Below are 17,611 nucleotides of genomic sequence, written 5' to 3'. Positions count from 1 at the left end.
TTACTTTATTTGCCTAATACTGCTTGAATATAAGGTTTGGTGTTTAACATTTCTGATGATATGCGGTCCGCTACCTGAATGATACTTTCTGCATTGAGTCCGATATATAAGGAGCTAGCCGCAAGTATACAGATAGGTAAAATCAATGCGACCTTTCGAATACCTATCAGGTCTTTAAATTTGTCCTCAATTGCATCGGGGTCTTGTGGTTTTTTCCAAAATACTTCCGACCAAAATTTTGCGAGTACAAATAAAGTCATGAAGCTACCTAGTATAAGTGCTCCTGCATAAAAATAATGTTCTGTTTGAAAAGCACCCTGCAATAAATATATTTTTGGCCAAAACCCGGATAATGGTGGTATACCAGCCAGTGAAAACAGTACTATGGCAATTAGCAATGAAATTTTTGGATATTCGGCATACAATCCACCCAATTTTTTCATATCCATAGATCCTCTCATTTGACGGATCAATCCGGCGATTAAGAAGATGTTCGTTTTAACCATGATATCATGAATTAAATAAAATACGGCACCGAGAATTGCCAACTTGCTATAAATACCTAATCCCCCTATCATAAATCCGATATGGCATACGATGAGGTAAGAAAATAGCCGTCTTATATTGGTCTTGATCAATACACCGAATGCTCCTGTTAAAATGGTCAAAATTGCCAATACGACCAACAGATTCCGAATAAATTCATTCGGAATAAAAATTAAGGTAAAGACCCGGAATAAGGCATATATACCTACCTTAGTGAGTAGCCCACCAAAGATAGCTGCTACAGCAGAAGGAGGTGTGTGATAGGATGATGGCAACCAGAAATAAAGCGGAAAAATCGCAGACTTGATGCCAAATCCAATTAAAAAGAAAGTGGCAGTAATATCAACTATTGCACGGTTTTCAATCTTGGGAACGATAAGTGCTAGATCGGCCATATTTAAAGACCCCGATATACCATAAAGAATACCGATTCCGGTTAAGAAGAAAGTAGAAGCGAGTATATTCATCGCCATATATTTTACAGCGCCCTCTAACTGTGCTTTCCGACCTCCTAGGGTCATTAATACAAAGGATGAAATAATAATAACTTCAAAAAATACGTAAAGATTGAAAATATCTCCGGTTAAAAATGCACCATTTAATCCCATCACTAAAAAGTGGAAGATAGGGAAGTAACCGTAGAGTATGCGTTGCCGGCCGATACCTGTTGCAGAGAAAATAGATACTGCTAAAGTCGCTATCGCTGTGAGCAGAACTAAGGTGGAGCTTAATAAATCTGCTACAAATACAATTCCGAAAGGAGCCTCCCAATTGGCCGCATGCATAATGAGTATGTCTCCATTAAATACTTTAGCAAATAATTTGATGGCAAAAATTAAACTGATGAAACTGCCGCCAATGCTGAGGATACGTTGTGGACCTGTTTTTCTCCAAAAACCTAACTGTATGATTGCAGTAAATAAATGTACAAGTACTGTTGCTATAATTTGATTATCAATCATATATCTTCGTCTTCGGGTGTGTTTAAGTTGTCTAGATCGTCCGTGTTAATTAGTGCATATACACGTTTTAAGAGTACAATAGCAAAGGAAGTTAAGCCGAAGCTAATGACAATGGCGGTTAAAATTAATGCTTGAGGTATTGGATCTGCATATATATCTTGAAAGACTTTCAATCCATCTCTGATGATCGGCGGTTTTCCTTTGGTGATATTACCCAAGAGAAATATCAGAATATTGGTGCCGTTTCCAAGTAGCATAATTCCTAGAAGTAGTTTAACCATACTTCTTCTTAAAATAAGATATATGCCTGTCGCATATAATACGCCTATGAGTAAAATAAGTAGTATTTCCATTGCAATGTTAATCTGAACTGAGTGAAATGGTGAATAAAATGGTTAAAACAACTCCGATGACTACGAGGTAAATACCAAGGTCGAAGAGTAGTGCTGTGCCAATCATACCAATAACTGGGATCGGATGTTCCAGCCATAATCCAGTCATTACAGGTAGTCCAAAGAGTGCTGGCATAAACATACTGAATGCAGATATGCCTAATCCGATAGGAAGTAAGGATAGGGGTTTATAACGCAATATCTTCATCGTTTCTTCAGTACCATGAGCGAAACTGTGTAAGACAAAAGCGATGGATGCAACCAAACCTCCGACAAAACCACCTCCAGGGTAATAATGTCCTCTTAATAAAAGGAAGAACGAAAATAAAAGAAGTATAGGCAACAAATATTTTGACGCTGTTTGTAAAATAGTACTTTTCATATTATTCTTTCTCCGATGATTTTAAACGTAATTTTAATAAGCTGTACACACCTAATGCAGCGATCGATAATACAACAACTTCAAACATGGTATCAAAGCCCCTGAAGTCAACAAGTAGTACATTTACGACATTTCTACCTTTCGCTAATAGATATGCATTTTTACCATAGAAGTCACTGATGGCAATATTCGTAGGAACATGTAGCACGCGAATGGCGACCATAGCTAAGATTATCCCAAATATGATGGCAACTACCGCATCCCTTATCAGTACTCTTTTGTTGGCAAGATTTAGAAATGGCGGTAATTTAAAGAGAACAAGGACAAATAGAACTACTGTTAGCGTGTCTATTGTAAATTGTGTCATAGCCAAATCCGGAGCACTGTAGAATACGAAAAGTAAACATATACCGTATCCAATGACACTAGTTGAAACTACAGCAGTTAGTCTTGAAGAAGTGCTCAAGGTGAGAGCGACAGCTCCAAATACGATCAGAATCGTAACCACTTCGTATACGCTTACTGCTGATAGTAGTTCCCAGTTGATATGTAGTGGACCACCAAGGTAAAGTTGATAAGCTAAAAGAACCTCTGCAAATATGATGATCTTCAATAGGTAAGAGCGAAGATATCCGTTATGGAAATAATGCGAATAACTTGTCGAGAAATTGTAAATGGTCTGATAACATTTTTCAAAAATGGTAATGGGTGCGATGAAATTTAATTTTTCAATCCATTTTAATTTATGTTCACTTGGCTTATTGATAAAATAGATAACTGTGCCCAGTACGATAGTTATGGCACTTAATAGCAAAATAGTATTAAATCCATGCCATATTTTAAGTTGAAAATCACTTTTAACGGACATGATACTATTTACGGTTGGTTGTGCGATCAGATCGCCAATAAAAGTTGGGAAACAACCAAAAACGACTCCTAAGAGTGCAAGTATAAACGGAGGTATCCAAAGCGATTTTGCAGGAAGTTTTATTTTCTCAAAATTTTCAGGAAGTTTCCCAAAAAATGGTTTGATACCAGCCATGAAACCCGCAGATACCAATAGAATATTTGTTATCAGTGCCGCAGCAGTAAGGTAAATAGCTAAATGTTTTTCACTATGTAATGTTGCTTCATATATTAAATCTTTCCCAATAAATCCAAATGTTAAAGGTACTCCGGCACTGGATATAGCGGCTAAAAAACCAGCAATTGCCACAGGTAATAAAACCTTTCTCAAGCCTTGCAGTACAGAGAGGTCCCTAGTGTGGGTGGCGTGATCAATAATACCTGTAATTAAAAATAATGTTGCTTTATATAGTGCATGCACAACAATAAAAACGGAGGCAGCGATGATGGCATCTTGAGTACCAAGACCTAATAAAAAAACTAAAATACCTAATGCTGATATGGTCGAATAAGCGAGTACGCCCTTCATATCAGTTCTAAAAAGAGAATGAAAAGCTCCATATAGCATTGTGATTCCACCAATAATCATGAGACTATACGTCCACGCTGGATTATTACCTAAAATGGGATAAAAACGTGCAAGTAGGTAGATGCCCGCTTTTACCATAGTTGCTGAGTGCAGGTAGGCAGATACTGGTGTAGGCGCTTTCATAGCGCCAGGTAACCAAAAATGAAATGGAAATTGTGCAGATTTGGTCATAGCACCTAAGATGATCAAACCTAAGATATAAGGAAATAGCTGATGCTGCTGAATAAGTTGAGCCTTACTTACGAGCTCGGAGATGGAATAGGTATTGGCAATATTGCCGATTAAAACAAGACCTGCCAATAAAAAGAAGCCTCCTAGTCCAGTTACGCTTAATGCTGTCAGGGCACTTTTTCTTGATTCTATTTTTTCATTATTAAAACCAATCAAGAAGAACGAGCTGATGCTGGTCAGTTCCCAGAAGGTAAATAATAGAAAAATATTGTCAGACAGTACAAGGCCGAGCATAGCTGACATGAACATACATAAGTATCCAAAAAAGCGATCCACATAAGGATCATCTTTTAAATATGATTTAGCGTAAAAAAATATGCAGGTTCCGATTCCGGTGATTAATAAAGAAAATAGGAGTGATAATCCATCTAGTCTAAAATCAAAATTTATACCTAGCGAGGGTATCCAATCAATATGCTGCACATATGATTTATCCCAATTTATTAATGGTAAATATTGGAGATAATAAAGAAATAAAAGTAGCGGTATGAATGCGAGAATAATTCCCCATTTAGTTTTTACGAATTTGCCAAATGGAACAATAAGGCTCGATGTTATTAGTCCTATTAGAACGGTAAATAGCATTTAGTCTTTGTTTTTAATATTTGTGAAAGGCTACAATATAAGAAAAATTGACGATTTTTTAGTCTTGAAATCTAAACTTTGACAAAAAAATAATTTAAAAAGACTATAGTATTTAACAAAATTTAACATTAACTTCGTTTTACAGTAACATGCTAATCCGTTTGCCGACAACTTAAATATTACTTTCTTACTTCACTAGATTTTGTGTTTTTAAATGAACAGTAACGTCCATAAACAATTATTTGAAGAACATTATAGAAGCCTATGCCATTTTGCATGGAAGCTATGTGGGGACGCTACAGAAGCTGAAGATCTGGCACAGGATGCATTCATTTCTTATTATAACCATGAAGATCATATTTCTACACATCAGGGTGCTATAAAGAATTATCTTTATACTTCTGTGCGGTATGCATTTTTAAATAGCAAGCGGAAAGAAAGGGTTGTTGAGAAGTATTGGTTAAATTCTCCATTTAACGAGTGCAGTCACGATTCTTTAGAATTAAGTATTATTCATTCGGAAGTTATTGCAGAAGTGTATAAAATAGTGGAAAGCATGCCGGTTGGTTGTCAGGTCGTATTTAAGATGGGTTATTTCGAAGGATTAAGTAATCAGGAGATATCTAAAGAATTAAATATAAGTATCAACACGGTAAAAACGCAGAAACAACGTGGGTTAAAAACAATTATGAAGAAAATGAATCCTGAGTTTTTACCCTTAGCGTTGATTTTTTACAGCATGTTCCGATAAATGGTTCTCCGCCTTTTATATAAATCCTCCTCAAATTGATTTTTCTCTTAACGGTATTTTATTAGTAAAAAGTAAGTTATTTTGGTGATATCGTATCTCTTATGAATCGCCGTTATATATTTATGTTAATGGTATTATAATCCTGTTTTATTTTATTATTTCAAGAAATTTATTTCTTTTTCAAATTGTTGTCACCCATTAGGGCGGGCAAAGTTTCTTTATTATATATTATGAAGAGTAAACCTTTTATTATTGCTGAAATCATCAAAAAATCTTTAGTCGGGGAACTGTCTAATGAAGAAAAAACTGTGCTTGAAAATTGGATAAACTTAACGGATGAAAACAAAAAATTGTACGATAGTTTTAAGCAATCCCATAAAGTTAAAGCTGATTTAGAGTTTTTAAGATCAATTGATGTTAATCAAGCGTGGAATAATTTAGAAAATAAACGGGAGAGCGACGTAAAGGTAAAAAGTAATTTTAATCTTAAAATTTGGATCCCATTAATTGCGTCATGTTTTATTTTATGTTTTTATATTTTTTATTTTAAAGAGAGTTCAATACAGCCTGATACCAAGATTATAGCGATTCAATCAAACATTCATAAGAATGATGTAAATCCTGCATCCAATGAAGCTGTTTTAATTCTAGACGATGGAAATACACTAGATTTAACAACCGTTCATAGTGATTCCATTGGAACAAATATCAAACTTAAAAATGATCAGTTGGAATATGTAAAAGGAATGACTTCGGAAGTGGCCTTGAAGTATAATACCCTCATTGTACCCAAGGGAGGATACTATAAAATTGAACTTTCAGATGGTAGTAAAGTTTGGCTAAATGCAATGTCAAAATTGAAATTTCCAGAATTGTTTTCTAGTGGAGAGCGTCGTGTTGACTTAGAAGGAGAAGCTTATTTTGAAATTTCAAAAGATGCCAATCGTCCTTTTATAGTGCATACTGAAGGAACTGATGTAAAAGTTTTAGGAACTCATTTTAATGTCGATGCATATGGAAGTGTCGTGAGAACAACCTTGAAAGAAGGAAGAGTAGAGGTTGCAAGTGCAAGTAGAACGATGATATTAAAGCCTGGAGAATTTTGCGAATCTTTGGATGGTTATCTGAAAAAAGGTTTTGCTGATCTTGATCGGGACTTAGCCTGGTATAATAACGAATTTTATTTCAAGAAGGATAATCTTCAGTCTATCCTCAACCAATTATCCAATTGGTATAATGTAGAAGTACAATTTAATAAGACCGTTAACAAGAATAAAATGATCACAGGCTCTATAAGCCGTGATGTAAAACTCTCTCAAGTATTGGAGATGATAGAATATGTAAGTGATATTAAGTTTAAAATAGACGGGAATAAATTAATCGTAAACAATAAATAATGAATATGGAGAACTGATACTAGAATCAATAAGTCAATAAAAGAGTACAGAGATGTTGCAGCATCCCTGTACCTATTCTTAATTAAGAAGCTAACCAGATAAAATTAACTCTTTAACCAAATGTAAATGTATGAATAACTTACCATTTGGCAAAAAACGACCTTGGGATTCTCAAGACTCGTTATTTTGCAAACCTATACGTATTATGAAAATTAGTACCTTTTTAATGTTTGCTTTTGTTACCGGTGTTCAGGCTAATGGTATCGCACAAAAGGTCAATCTTAACCTTAAAAATGTTAAGATTGAGGATGCGTTGTCTGCTATAGGCAAACAAACAAAGCATCGCTTCCTTTACAGCAATGATGTCACAAAAGGGGCAAAACTTATTAATTTAAACTTGAAAAATGTGAGTCTAGAAGACGCACTTGAACAAGTTTTAAATGAAAACAATTACTCGTATAAAGTAATTGCCAATACGATTACGATCAATAATATTGTAAAAAATAGTGATAAGTCATCTGAAGTGTCATCTCAGAATGCTGTTACAGGTACAGTAAGAGATAAGGATGGTAAATTATTAAGTGGGGCTAGTATAACGGTGAAGGGAAGCTCCGTCGCCACTCAAACAGATGAAAGAGGTAATTTTAGAATTAATGCTCCAGAGAATGCTGTTTTAATAATTCGCTATGTCGGATATAAAGTTGAGGAAGTATCGATATCATCAAGATCTACGATTAGTATTACTTTAGAATCCTTAGATAATCAATTGGACATTGTCGATGTTGTATCCACAGGTTATCAAAATATTAATCGTAAGCTCTTCACTGGCGCAGCTACAGCATTAAAAGGAGCAGATGTTAAGCAAGATGGTATAACAGATGTAAGTCGTATGCTTGAGGGGCGAGTTGCAGGTGTTTCAGTGCAAAATGTTTCAGGAACTTTTGGAGCAGCACCAAAGATACGGGTGAGGGGGGCGACCTCTATAACTGGAGATAATAAACCTTTATGGGTTGTTGACGGTGTAATCTTGGAGGATGTTGTTAACATATCTAATGAGCAATTATCATCTGGTGATGTAAGTACTTTAATTGGATCGTCTGTTGCGGGAATTAATGCCGATGATATTGAGAGTTTCAATATTCTAAAAGATGCCGCAGCAACTGCTCAGTATGGAGCACGTGCCATGAATGGTGTAGTTGTAATTACGACAAAAAAAGGAAGGATCGGTAAACCGTTAGTTTCATATACAGGAAATTTTTCAACTTATTTAAAGCCGAGCTACGACAATTTCAATATTATGAATTCCTCGGATCAAATGTCGGTGTATTCAGAGTTGGCGCGTAAAGGATGGCTGAATCATTCTAGTGCATCTAGAGCCACAGACGGCGGAGTTTTTACTAAAATGTATCAACTTATTAATACCTATGATGCAAGCAGTGGACAATTTGGACTAGCTAATACTCCTGAAGCTCGAAATAAGTTTTTATCGCGTTACGCTACAACAAATACAGATTGGTTTGATGTTCTTTTTAAAAATTCACTTATTCAAGAACATGGTATTAGTGTGTCTTCAGGATCAGAAAAATCACAATTGTATTTTTCAACAAGTTATTTAAACGATAACGGATGGGCAAAGGGAAATAAAGTAGAACGTTATACATCTAATGTCAATGCTATATTTAATTTGACAGATAAACTTTCTCTGAACTTTATTACCACGGGATCTATTCGTAATCAACAAACTCCGGGCACAATTGGACGTGTTAGTAATCCTGTAGAAGGAACTTATTCTAGAGATTTCGATATTAATCCCTTTAGTTATGCGCTTAATACAAGCCGTACTTTAACCGCCTTTGACGAAAATGGTAATCGAGAAAATTTTACAAGAAATTTTGCTGACTTTAATATTCTTAATGAGTTAGATAATAATACACTCGATCTTAGTATGTTGGATTTTAAATTGCAAGGAGGAGGTGGTTATAAATTCTCTAAGCACTTTAAATATGATTTATTGGCTTCGATGCGATATGTTAAAAGTGGGAATGAACATAAAGTAAGAGAAAACTCGAATATGGCCAATGCTTATAGAGCAAATGGTGATTCATATATTCAAGAAAATAATCGATTCTTATTCCGTGACCCAGAACATCCAGAGTTACAGCCTGTAGTTGTGCTTCCATATGGAGGATTCTACAATACAACAGATGATTTCTTAAAATCTTATATGGTTCGAAATTCAGTTGAATATGATAATACTTTCAATGAAAAGCATTTATTTAATGTTTATGCATTTCAGGAGACACGAATAGCAAATCGGCAGGCACGAAGTATGATCGGATATGGCTACCAATTTGACAAGGGTGGTGTTCCTTTTATAGATCCGAATATTGTTAAGCAATCTGTATTAAGCAACCTTCCTTATTTTTCAATGAATAATAAGTATGACCGGTTTTCTGCCTTTATGACCAGAGTTGCATATTCATTCGATGGTAAATATTCTTTCAATGCCACGGGTCGTTATGATGGTTCCAATCAATTGGGCAGTTCGGCAACAGCTAGATGGTTACCAACTTGGAATATATCAGGAGCTTGGAATGTGGATGAAGAAGATTTCATGAAACATCAAGATATTGTGAACAGATTAACTGTGCGAGCAACTTATGGTTTGACTGCAAGTTTGGGAAATGCAACAAATTCTGCGTTAGTGCTAAGAAACGGAAGTGCCTTACGCCCTTACATATACGAGACAGAATCTGTAATGAATATCGAGTATATTGAAAATAAAGACCTAACATGGGAAAAACAGTATGAAACGAATATTGGTTTCGATCTTAGTTTCTTTAAAAGTAAGTTAAATTTAACGGTTGATTTATATAATCGAAATGGTTTTGATTTAATAAGTCCTTTAAGAACTTCAGGTATCGGTGGACAATTTTTGACCACTGCCAATTATGCGGACATGAACTCTAAAGGTATTGAGGTTACGTTGAGTGGTCCCATCATTAAAAATGATGAATTCAGTTGGAGAAGTAATTTCAACTTTGGATATAATAAAAATAAAGTAACAAAGCTTTCCAGTCCACAAACTATCTTCAATTTAGTAACAGCTGATGGTGGACCTCAAGAAGGTTTTCCATACCGAGGATTATACTCAGTGGACTTTACCGGTTTAAACCCAACGACAGGAATACCTGAATTTATAAATGAAAAGGGAGAGAAGAGTATGGATGTTTATATGCAAAGTTTGAATGCAAGTTATTTGAAGTATGAAGGTCCGACAGATCCAAAATTGACAGGAGGTTTTTATAATACTTTGAGTTATAAAGGCTTTACTTTTAATGCTTTGTTGACATTCTCTGCTGGAAATAAGATTAGATTAAATCCTGCTTTTGCAACTCAATATTCAGATTTGGATGCTATGCCAAATGAATTTAAAGATCGATGGACTTTACCGGGTGATGAGCTTATCACCAATGTTCCATCAATTTTGGATGTCGAAGCTGCAAACAACATTGCAGGAACATACCCTTATAATACCTACAATTATTCAAATGTTCGTGTTGCCGATGGTGGTTTTATTAGATTGAAGCAGTTAGCACTTTCTTACGCATTACCGGCTTCAACATTGAAATCTTTTGGAGCGAATAATGTTTCTTTAAGTTTAGTCGCGAATAATTTTTGGTTGATCTATTCCGATAAGAAATTAAAAGGCCAAGATCCAGAATTTTTTGCTTCGGGAGGGGTGGCTTTACCTATTCCTAAACAATATACGGTTTCTTTAAAAGTTGGATTCTAGTTTAAATTGAAAGAAAATGAAAAAATATAAAATATTTATATATATAATAGCGCCAAGTTTATTTCTGTCTGTAGGTTGTAATAAATTTTTAGAACACCAACCAGATGATCGGACAGAGCTAACAAGCCCAGTCAAAGTAGCGGAGCTGTTAGCAAATGCGTATCCTCATGGAAATTATATTGCTTTTGCAGAAGCTATGAGTGATAATGCAGGAGATAAGGGAATAAAAGAGCGTCTTTTGCCGAATTCATCACCATGGAATTATATTGATCAGATCGATGCGGAATCTGAAGACACTCCTTCATTTTATTGGAATGCATGCTACAAAGCTATAGCTGCTGCAAATTATGCTTTGGAAGCTATAGAAAAAGCTGGTAATACTGCGGAATATTCTTCGAGCAAAGGCGAGGCTTTAGTTGCGCGTGCGTATGCACACTTTATGCTGGTTACTTTCTTTGCGAAACCCTATGATCCGGCAACAGCTTCGTCATCTCTAGGTATTCCTTATGTAATATTACCACAAAGAACCGTAGAAGGTGACTACAATAGAGGTACTGTGGCTTCTGTTTATGAGCAGATTGAGAAGGATTTAGTTGAGGGAATACCATTGATTCAAAATAACAAATATAGAATTCCGAAATATCATTTTACTACACAAGCTGCTCATGCTTTTGCTACACGTTTTTATTTATTCAAGCAAGATTATCAAAAAGTAGTCGATCACGCAAATTTGGTTTTTCCAGGGTCTACTGCTGTTAATAATTTGAGAGATTGGAATACAACATATACCGGACTTGGGTATTATGAGTTACAAGCATTATATACGAATTCGACTGAACCAGCGAATTTATTATTGCAAGAAGCAGCATCATATTGGGGCAGGAGCTTCGCTGGCTATAATTATGGGTTAAGTTCTGATGTTAGGGCAACTGTGTTTAATGCTTCGAATAATCCGTCACGCAAAGCTTTGGCCATGAGTACTAAAGTTTTTGGAGGTACGGAAACGGTTTATAATATTCCGAAATTTAAAGAGCATTTTGTAAAACAAACGATCAATGCTACCTCAGGTGATGGTTATAATATGGTCCCTTTATTGACAAGTGAAGAGGTTCTATTTAATAGAGCTGAGGCTAATGCACTGCTAGGAAATAGTACACAGTCAATAGCAGATCTGGATTTGTATTTGTCGAAAAGAATTGTAGGCTATTCTGTGGCTGTAGATAAATTTACAGAAGCTAAAGCACTGGCATTTTTTCCTACATTATCTATTAAAGAAGCTTTAGTTGGTACAGTTTTAAATTTTAAGCGCATGGAATATATGCACGAAGGATTAAGATGGCTGGATATTCTTAGAAATAAAATCGTTGTTGAGCATGTAAATATAAATGGAAAAGATAAGATTGTTTTAGGAGCCGATGATCCGCGTAGACAAATCCAGATTCCTCAAGATGCAATTGCTGCAGGACTAGAAGCAAATCCTCGTTAATTCTAATAATAAAATTATGAAAAAGACATTATTTAAAATATCATTATTTGCTTGCATTGTTATTTTTCTAACGGGATGCAGTAAAGATGAAAAATTAACATCTGATATCGTTGGGCTTGGAGGTGATACATGGGAAAAAGGACCTATTGATGAGTGGATAAGTACCAATTACACCAATCCGTATAATATAGAGGTTAAATATAAATGGGATCGTTCTGAATTAGGAGAAATCTATAAGAACGTTGTGCCGGTAAAAGAAGAACTTGTTATACCCGTAATGGATATTATAAAGAAAACTTGGATAGATCCATATATTGCTATAAAAGGAGAAGATTTTATAAAAACATATAGTCAGAAACAGTTTTATCTGGCAGGTAGCCCTTCTTATAATAGCAACGGTACGATTACTTTGGGTACGGCAGAAGCAGGGCGTAAGATTGTTTTATTAGATTTGAATACATTTGATACCAAAAATAAGGCCGCTGTTAAGCAGATTTTGCATACTATGCATCATGAGTTTGGTCATATTTTGAATCAAAATATTGCTGTAACGGCCGATTATCAACGAATAACCCCAGCTGACTATACGGCTACTTGGTTCAATATTTTCAGAGGTGCTTATTCAGCAAATCCGGTAGAAGATAAAATTTTATATGAAGCAGATTTTTGGGGGAAAGGTTACATAACTCCATATTCTAGATCTAATAAAGATGATGATTTTGTAGAAATGTTGGCAACTCTTCTAGAAGGCGGAGAAGCTAATTTTAATAACATCATCAATAATCTTTTTATTTATGATGGTTTGTATATCAAGCGTAACGGAAAAGGTATTTATGAAGAAAATAGTGATGCCAGAGCTAAATTATTAAAGAAGAAAGCTATAGTAGTGGCCTATATGAAAGATAGCTGGGGCATTAATTTAACAGATTTACAGATAAAGACCCAAGAAGCAATTGATTTAAGCTCTCCTGTTGCCGACTTCAATAGTTTATTAGGTCCAGGAAAAACGTATAGTAGAATTGACATTAATCCTCAGAAATTAACAGGATTATCATCCAGCTTCTTAACTGCATATGATAATGCAAATACTGGTTTGCAAAATGGAATGGGATTATATATCGATAATATTTCATTGCTTTTTACTACGGCAAACAGAATGACACTCCGTGTTAACTTTATGGATCCTACAATTGCATTAGGTGCCGGTTATAATGCTGATTTTACTTTTACCACTACAAATAATAATGGAGTACTTTCATTAACTTATACAAATCCACAACCAACAAATGGTAATGCAAGAGCAATTGAAGCGTCAATTCCTTCTTTATTAGCCTATTTCAATAATCAAACTTTTCATGTGCGTTGGGTGGAAGATATTATTCCGCAATCTAAAAGTATATTTGGAGGTCTTGTGAAAACAACTAATCCTAATTCTTATTTATTTGGAACATTGTAATAATTTAAAAATAACAAGATGAAAAAACATTTATTATATTTTTTCTTTTTTGCAATGGCATTCAGCTCATGTAAAAAAGAAAGTACAGAACCTATTATAGGAGATGTCGATGAAAGGTTATCAGAGGTTTTAGCTTCGTATCAAGATCAGTTAATTGATGCTGAATTTGGATGGAAGGGCTATTTGTTGACTGATAATGAAACTCCAGCAACTTTTTTGTTCAAATTTAATGATAAAAACAGAACAGTAATGGCAGCGGACTATAAACCTACTGAGGTAGAAAGTTCATATCGTCTAAAAGCTTTGCAAAGACCAACCCTAATGTTTGATTCCTATTCAACACTACATTTAATTGCGGATCCAACATCAAGTGTTTTTGGAGGTGAGACTGCAAATGGTTATTTTTCTGATTTTGAATTTGCCTTTTTATCAGCAAGTGCTGATACCATAAAATTAGAAGGTACTTTCAATAAAAGTAAACTGATATTGATAAAATCAAAATCTGCTGAAGAAAGTGATGCTGTATTTACTTCGTTGCAAGAGGTTGGCAACACTTTGTCAAAGCTTAAAACTTATTTTAAGAGATCTACTATTGGAGGTATTGAATGTGAAATAAAGTTGGATGGTCTAGCTCAGATTTTAGCATTTTCTTATTTAGAGGGAGAGGTATTGAAAACTGTGAAATCAAATTATTATGTTTCTGGTAAAAATATAGCATTATATGAGCCGCTAGTTATTGGTAGTGCAACTGTTTCCGAATTGAAAGATATAAATTTTGTGACAAACACAGGTATGATAAATGCGGTGATTAACGATGACCCTGTTCAGATCAAAGAAGCCATAGAACCTATGAGTTATGACAAATCTGCTGTTGAGAGATTTTGGAGAGATGGTAGACAATTAAGTTTTACCCCCTGGGTTAAAGATGGGATAAGTGATTACCTCAATGATGCTAGTATTACAGCGGGAACTGGACTCAATCAACGAGTAGCATGGTTCGGTTATGGTGATGGCTTTGATTTAATTGGTTATGCCGCGAGTTTTCAATTGAGATTTGGAGTTGCCATTTCTTCTAATATTGATAAAACAACTGGACTGATCAAATATGAATATTATGGTGCTTTGGGAACTTTACCCCCTGCATACCGCAATATTATTCTTCAAACAGGACTTGATTTTACAGATCCTAAAGGTCTTTATGTAATAGAGACTGGAATAAATAAATATGATTTGATTTCAGCCACTGATGCTAGAAAATGGCTTAGCTTTGAACCGTTGTAAAACAAGATCTTGTTTAAAAGGTAGTTCTTTTTGGACTACCTTTTAAATTGATTAAGATAAAAATATATAATTGATAACCTTTTTCCAATTTGCAATTAGTATTTTGTATATCGCTGAATCTATTTTAGAATAGAATATTAAATGTTGAATCTTGATGTTATAATGAAATTATAAATTAATTTCAATTTGTGGCATCCATGATTACTTTAATTATTGATTATGATCATTTTTGAAGAAAAACAGAAACTTCCTAAATTTATTCTGATTATATATAGTATTCAATATGTGGTATTAACACTATATTATTTAAAAATGGGTCTGATGCCAGTGCACTATCATTTTCCAGCGATAATCATAGGTTTTTTATTATTTGGTTGCAGATCTAAATTAATTTTGAACGATGATGGTATTCTAACAAATTCTTTTTTTTATTTTTTTAAGAGAAAGTATGATTTAAAAAATACTGACAGTTGCAAATTTGCTAACATATCTGCTTTAGGTAATTTTGGTGGCTGGGGAATAAGATTTAGTAAGAATTATGGTTGGTCTTACATTTTTAGTTCAGATAATATTGTTACTTTCTGTTTTGAGAATAAGAAGAAAGTCACCTTTTCAATACAGAATATAACTAAACTAAAAACAGCGTTAACTAATTTGGATATTTATTTTGAATAGTTCTCACTTTTGTATGCGCAGATATCTTTTATGATCAAGGTGAGGATTTCGATTCGAAGGTCTATTATAATTGATTTTTTCAAGCTCTCATTTCTATATTATTTTTCTTTGGAGCGCTTTATTTTTTTCTTGAGAGAATATAGGTGAAAAGATCTAACTAAAGAAGCCTGCGCATGCGCAGGCTTCTTTAGTTAGAAATATAATATAATTACTTACTCATTTTTTCTGCACCTTCAATGATTGCTTCAACTACAGCTGGATCTTGAAGAGTGGAAGTATCTCCCAAATTGGATCTTTCACCTTCAGCAATTTTTCTAAGAATGCGACGCATGATTTTTCCAGAACGTGTCTTAGGAAGATCAGATACAAATTGGATGATATCTGGTTTCGCGATAGCACCAATTAATCTTGTAATAGTCTGCATAATATCTTTACGTGTACTTTCTTCATCAATATGATGATTGGCGATAACGTAAGCATAGATACCTTGTCCTTTTACTGGGTGGGGGTAACCAACAATAGCTGATTCTACAACATCAGAGTGCATATTGATTGCATTTTCTACTTCAGCAGTTCCGATGCGGTGTCCAGATACGTTTAATACATCATCCACACGACCTGTAATTTTGTAATAACCCTCAGGGTTTCTATAACAGCCATCACCTGTGAAATACATATTTTCGTAAGTTGCGAAATAGGTCTGACGGCAACGCTCATGATCTCCCCAAGTGGTACGTAACATACCTGGCCATGGGAATTTGATACATAAATTTCCGGAAACATCATTTCCTTCAATTTCTTTTCCATTTTCGTCCATAAGCGCAGGCTGAACCCCTGGTAATGGTAACATCGCATATCCAGGTATAGTTGGTGAAATACCAGCCATCGGAGCGATTAAGATACCTCCATTTTCAGTTTGCCACCAAGTGTCAACAATTGGAGCTTTTCCTTTACCAACTTTGTTGTTATACCAGTGCCAAGCTTCCTCATTGATAGGCTCACCAACAGATCCCAGTTTGCGGATACTGCTCAAATCCTTTCCATCAATGTACGAATCTCCAAAGGCCATCAGTGAACGGATAGCTGTTGGTGCTGTATATAAAATATTGACTTTATATTTATCAACGATATCCCATAAACGGCCAGCGTCAGGATAGGTTGGTGTACCTTCAAACATTAATGAAGTAGCTCCTTGTGAAAGAGGTCCGTAAACAATGTAGGAGTGACCTGTAATCCAGCCAATATCTGCAGTACAGAAATATACTTCACCTTGCTGATATTGAAATACGTTTGCAAAAGTATAACCTGTATAGACCATGTAGCCACCTGTGGTATGGACAACACCTTTTGGTTTGCCTGTAGAACCAGAAGTATACAGGATAAATAGTGTATCTTCCGAATCCATTTCTTCTGCGGGACAAGCAGGATTTCCTTGTGTTTCTACTTTCTTTATTTCATCTTCCCACCATACATCACGACCTTTAATCATGGAGACTGGTGTACGTGTTCTTGTTAATACAATGACTTTTTCAACAGAATCACATTGCATTAATGCATCATCAACAATGCTCTTTAATTCTAATACTTTTGGACCACGGTAACTACCATCAGAAGTCACTACTACTTTACATGCCGCGTCATTGATACGGTCAGCGATAGATTGAGCGGAAAAACCTCCGAAGACTACGTTGTGAATTGCACCGATACGTGCACAGGCTAAAGTCGCAATAACCAATTCGGGAACCATTGGTAAATATATACATACACGGTCTCCTTTACGGATATTGTTATTTTTTAGAACGTTGGCAAATTGCTCAACTTTCTGTAAAAGTTGTTTGTAAGATAAAATGCGGTGTGATTCATTTGGGTCATTTGGTTCCCAAATAATTGCAGGTTTATCTCCTAAATTATAGATATGGCGGTCTAGGCAATTTTCTGTAATATTTAATTTTCCACCTTCGAACCATTTTACATTAGGCTCTGTAAAATTCCAATTCAGAACATTTGTCCATTTTCTTTTCCAAAAAAAGTTTTCCGCTATCTCTCCCCAGAAAGTTTCCGGACTTTCTACACTTTTTTTATAAACGTCTTGATATTCTTCAAATGATTTGATTTGTAGACTCATATTTTGGTTTTATTAAATTCAATCCCTTAAAACTTATTTGGTTGATTAAAC

At 34.9% G+C, this 17,611-nt stretch carries 12 protein-coding genes; 7 read left to right on the top strand and 5 right to left on the bottom strand.

Features of this window, described 5'->3' with window-relative positions; translation table 11 throughout:
- Positions 1 to 5 precede the first annotated feature (5 nt).
- The 4 genes from ACFS6I_RS23255 to mbhE are packed head-to-tail and all read right to left on the bottom strand — an operon-like array spanning position 6 to position 4,593.
- Entirely contained in the window at positions 6 to 1,508 is a 1,503-nt protein-coding gene (locus ACFS6I_RS23255; protein ID WP_132841127.1) for a proton-conducting transporter transmembrane domain-containing protein, read from the bottom strand.
- Entirely contained in the window at positions 1,505 to 1,861 is a 357-nt protein-coding gene (locus tag ACFS6I_RS23250; RefSeq protein WP_021190426.1) for a Na+/H+ antiporter subunit C, read from the bottom strand. The genes ACFS6I_RS23255 and ACFS6I_RS23250 overlap by 4 nt, the downstream gene beginning before the upstream one ends.
- A 7-nt stretch (positions 1,862 to 1,868) precedes the next feature.
- Positions 1,869 to 2,282 (bottom strand): Na+/H+ antiporter subunit B, encoded by a 414-nt coding sequence (locus tag ACFS6I_RS23245; RefSeq protein ID WP_021190427.1) that lies wholly within the window; start codon positions 2,280 to 2,282, stop codon positions 1,869 to 1,871.
- Between the two features lies 1 nt (position 2,283).
- Entirely contained in the window at positions 2,284 to 4,593 is a 2,310-nt protein-coding gene (mbhE, locus tag ACFS6I_RS23240; RefSeq protein WP_380924137.1) for a hydrogen gas-evolving membrane-bound hydrogenase subunit E, read from the bottom strand.
- 214 nt (positions 4,594 to 4,807) lie between these two features.
- Between mbhE and ACFS6I_RS23235 the strand changes: the two genes are divergently transcribed.
- The 7 genes from ACFS6I_RS23235 to ACFS6I_RS23205 all read left to right on the top strand — a co-directional run bounded on the left by ACFS6I_RS23235 (position 4,808) and on the right by ACFS6I_RS23205 (position 15,435).
- Positions 4,808 to 5,344, top strand: a complete 537-nt coding sequence (locus ACFS6I_RS23235; protein WP_380924135.1) for an RNA polymerase sigma factor — start codon at positions 4,808 to 4,810, stop codon at positions 5,342 to 5,344.
- 230 nt (positions 5,345 to 5,574) lie between these two features.
- The gene (locus ACFS6I_RS23230; protein WP_380924133.1) at positions 5,575 to 6,741 is read left to right on the top strand and encodes a FecR family protein; all 1,167 of its coding nucleotides are present in this window, start codon (positions 5,575 to 5,577) and stop codon (positions 6,739 to 6,741) included.
- Between the two features lie 205 nt (positions 6,742 to 6,946).
- Positions 6,947 to 10,537 (top strand): SusC/RagA family TonB-linked outer membrane protein, encoded by a 3,591-nt coding sequence (locus ACFS6I_RS23225; RefSeq protein ID WP_380924131.1) that lies wholly within the window; start codon positions 6,947 to 6,949, stop codon positions 10,535 to 10,537.
- A gap of 16 nt (positions 10,538 to 10,553) precedes the next feature.
- Positions 10,554 to 12,023, top strand: a complete 1,470-nt coding sequence (locus ACFS6I_RS23220) for a RagB/SusD family nutrient uptake outer membrane protein (RefSeq protein ID WP_380924129.1) — start codon at positions 10,554 to 10,556, stop codon at positions 12,021 to 12,023.
- 16 nt (positions 12,024 to 12,039) lie between these two features.
- Positions 12,040 to 13,479 carry a substrate import-associated zinc metallohydrolase lipoprotein gene (locus tag ACFS6I_RS23215; protein WP_380924127.1) on the top strand — a complete coding sequence of 480 codons (1,440 nt, stop codon included), beginning with the start codon at positions 12,040 to 12,042 and terminating at the stop codon, positions 13,477 to 13,479.
- Between the two features lie 18 nt (positions 13,480 to 13,497).
- Positions 13,498 to 14,760: a DUF4302 domain-containing protein gene (locus ACFS6I_RS23210; RefSeq protein WP_380924125.1), complete on the top strand. Its 1,263-nt coding sequence runs from the start codon at positions 13,498 to 13,500 to the stop codon at positions 14,758 to 14,760.
- A gap of 219 nt (positions 14,761 to 14,979) precedes the next feature.
- Positions 14,980 to 15,435: a hypothetical protein gene (locus ACFS6I_RS23205; protein WP_380924123.1), complete on the top strand. Its 456-nt coding sequence runs from the start codon at positions 14,980 to 14,982 to the stop codon at positions 15,433 to 15,435.
- Positions 15,436 to 15,643: 208 nt separating this feature from the next.
- On the opposite strand, the gene acs is transcribed toward ACFS6I_RS23205, so the two are convergent.
- Positions 15,644 to 17,560 (bottom strand): acetate--CoA ligase, encoded by a 1,917-nt coding sequence (acs, locus tag ACFS6I_RS23200; RefSeq protein ID WP_380924121.1) that lies wholly within the window; start codon positions 17,558 to 17,560, stop codon positions 15,644 to 15,646.
- Between the last annotated feature and the right edge of the window lie 51 nt (positions 17,561 to 17,611).

This window comes from Sphingobacterium anhuiense (assembly GCF_042686355.1).
Lineage (GTDB): Bacteria > Bacteroidota > Bacteroidia > Sphingobacteriales > Sphingobacteriaceae > Sphingobacterium > Sphingobacterium anhuiense.
The sequence above is the reverse complement of the archived record's forward strand: the minus strand, read 5'-3'. Positions and strand labels throughout refer to the sequence as shown.

Bases quoted from the DNA above. Each gene is read 5' to 3' on its own strand.
- ACFS6I_RS23255 (WP_132841127.1), bottom strand. From the start codon at position 1,508: ATGATTGATAATCAAATTATAGCAACAGTACTTGTACATTTATTTACT.
- ACFS6I_RS23250 (WP_021190426.1), bottom strand. From the start codon at position 1,861: ATGGAAATACTACTTATTTTACTCATAGGCGTATTATATGCGACAGGC.
- ACFS6I_RS23245 (WP_021190427.1), bottom strand. From the start codon at position 2,282: ATGAAAAGTACTATTTTACAAACAGCGTCAAAATATTTGTTGCCTATA.
- mbhE (WP_380924137.1), bottom strand. From the start codon at position 4,593: ATGCTATTTACCGTTCTAATAGGACTAATAACATCGAGCCTTATTGTT.
- ACFS6I_RS23235 (WP_380924135.1), top strand. From the start codon at position 4,808: ATGAACAGTAACGTCCATAAACAATTATTTGAAGAACATTATAGAAGC.
- ACFS6I_RS23230 (WP_380924133.1), top strand. From the start codon at position 5,575: ATGAAGAGTAAACCTTTTATTATTGCTGAAATCATCAAAAAATCTTTA.
- ACFS6I_RS23225 (WP_380924131.1), top strand. From the start codon at position 6,947: ATGAAAATTAGTACCTTTTTAATGTTTGCTTTTGTTACCGGTGTTCAG.
- ACFS6I_RS23220 (WP_380924129.1), top strand. From the start codon at position 10,554: ATGAAAAAATATAAAATATTTATATATATAATAGCGCCAAGTTTATTT.
- ACFS6I_RS23215 (WP_380924127.1), top strand. From the start codon at position 12,040: ATGAAAAAGACATTATTTAAAATATCATTATTTGCTTGCATTGTTATT.
- ACFS6I_RS23210 (WP_380924125.1), top strand. From the start codon at position 13,498: ATGAAAAAACATTTATTATATTTTTTCTTTTTTGCAATGGCATTCAGC.
- ACFS6I_RS23205 (WP_380924123.1), top strand. From the start codon at position 14,980: ATGATCATTTTTGAAGAAAAACAGAAACTTCCTAAATTTATTCTGATT.
- acs (WP_380924121.1), bottom strand. From the start codon at position 17,560: ATGAGTCTACAAATCAAATCATTTGAAGAATATCAAGACGTTTATAAA.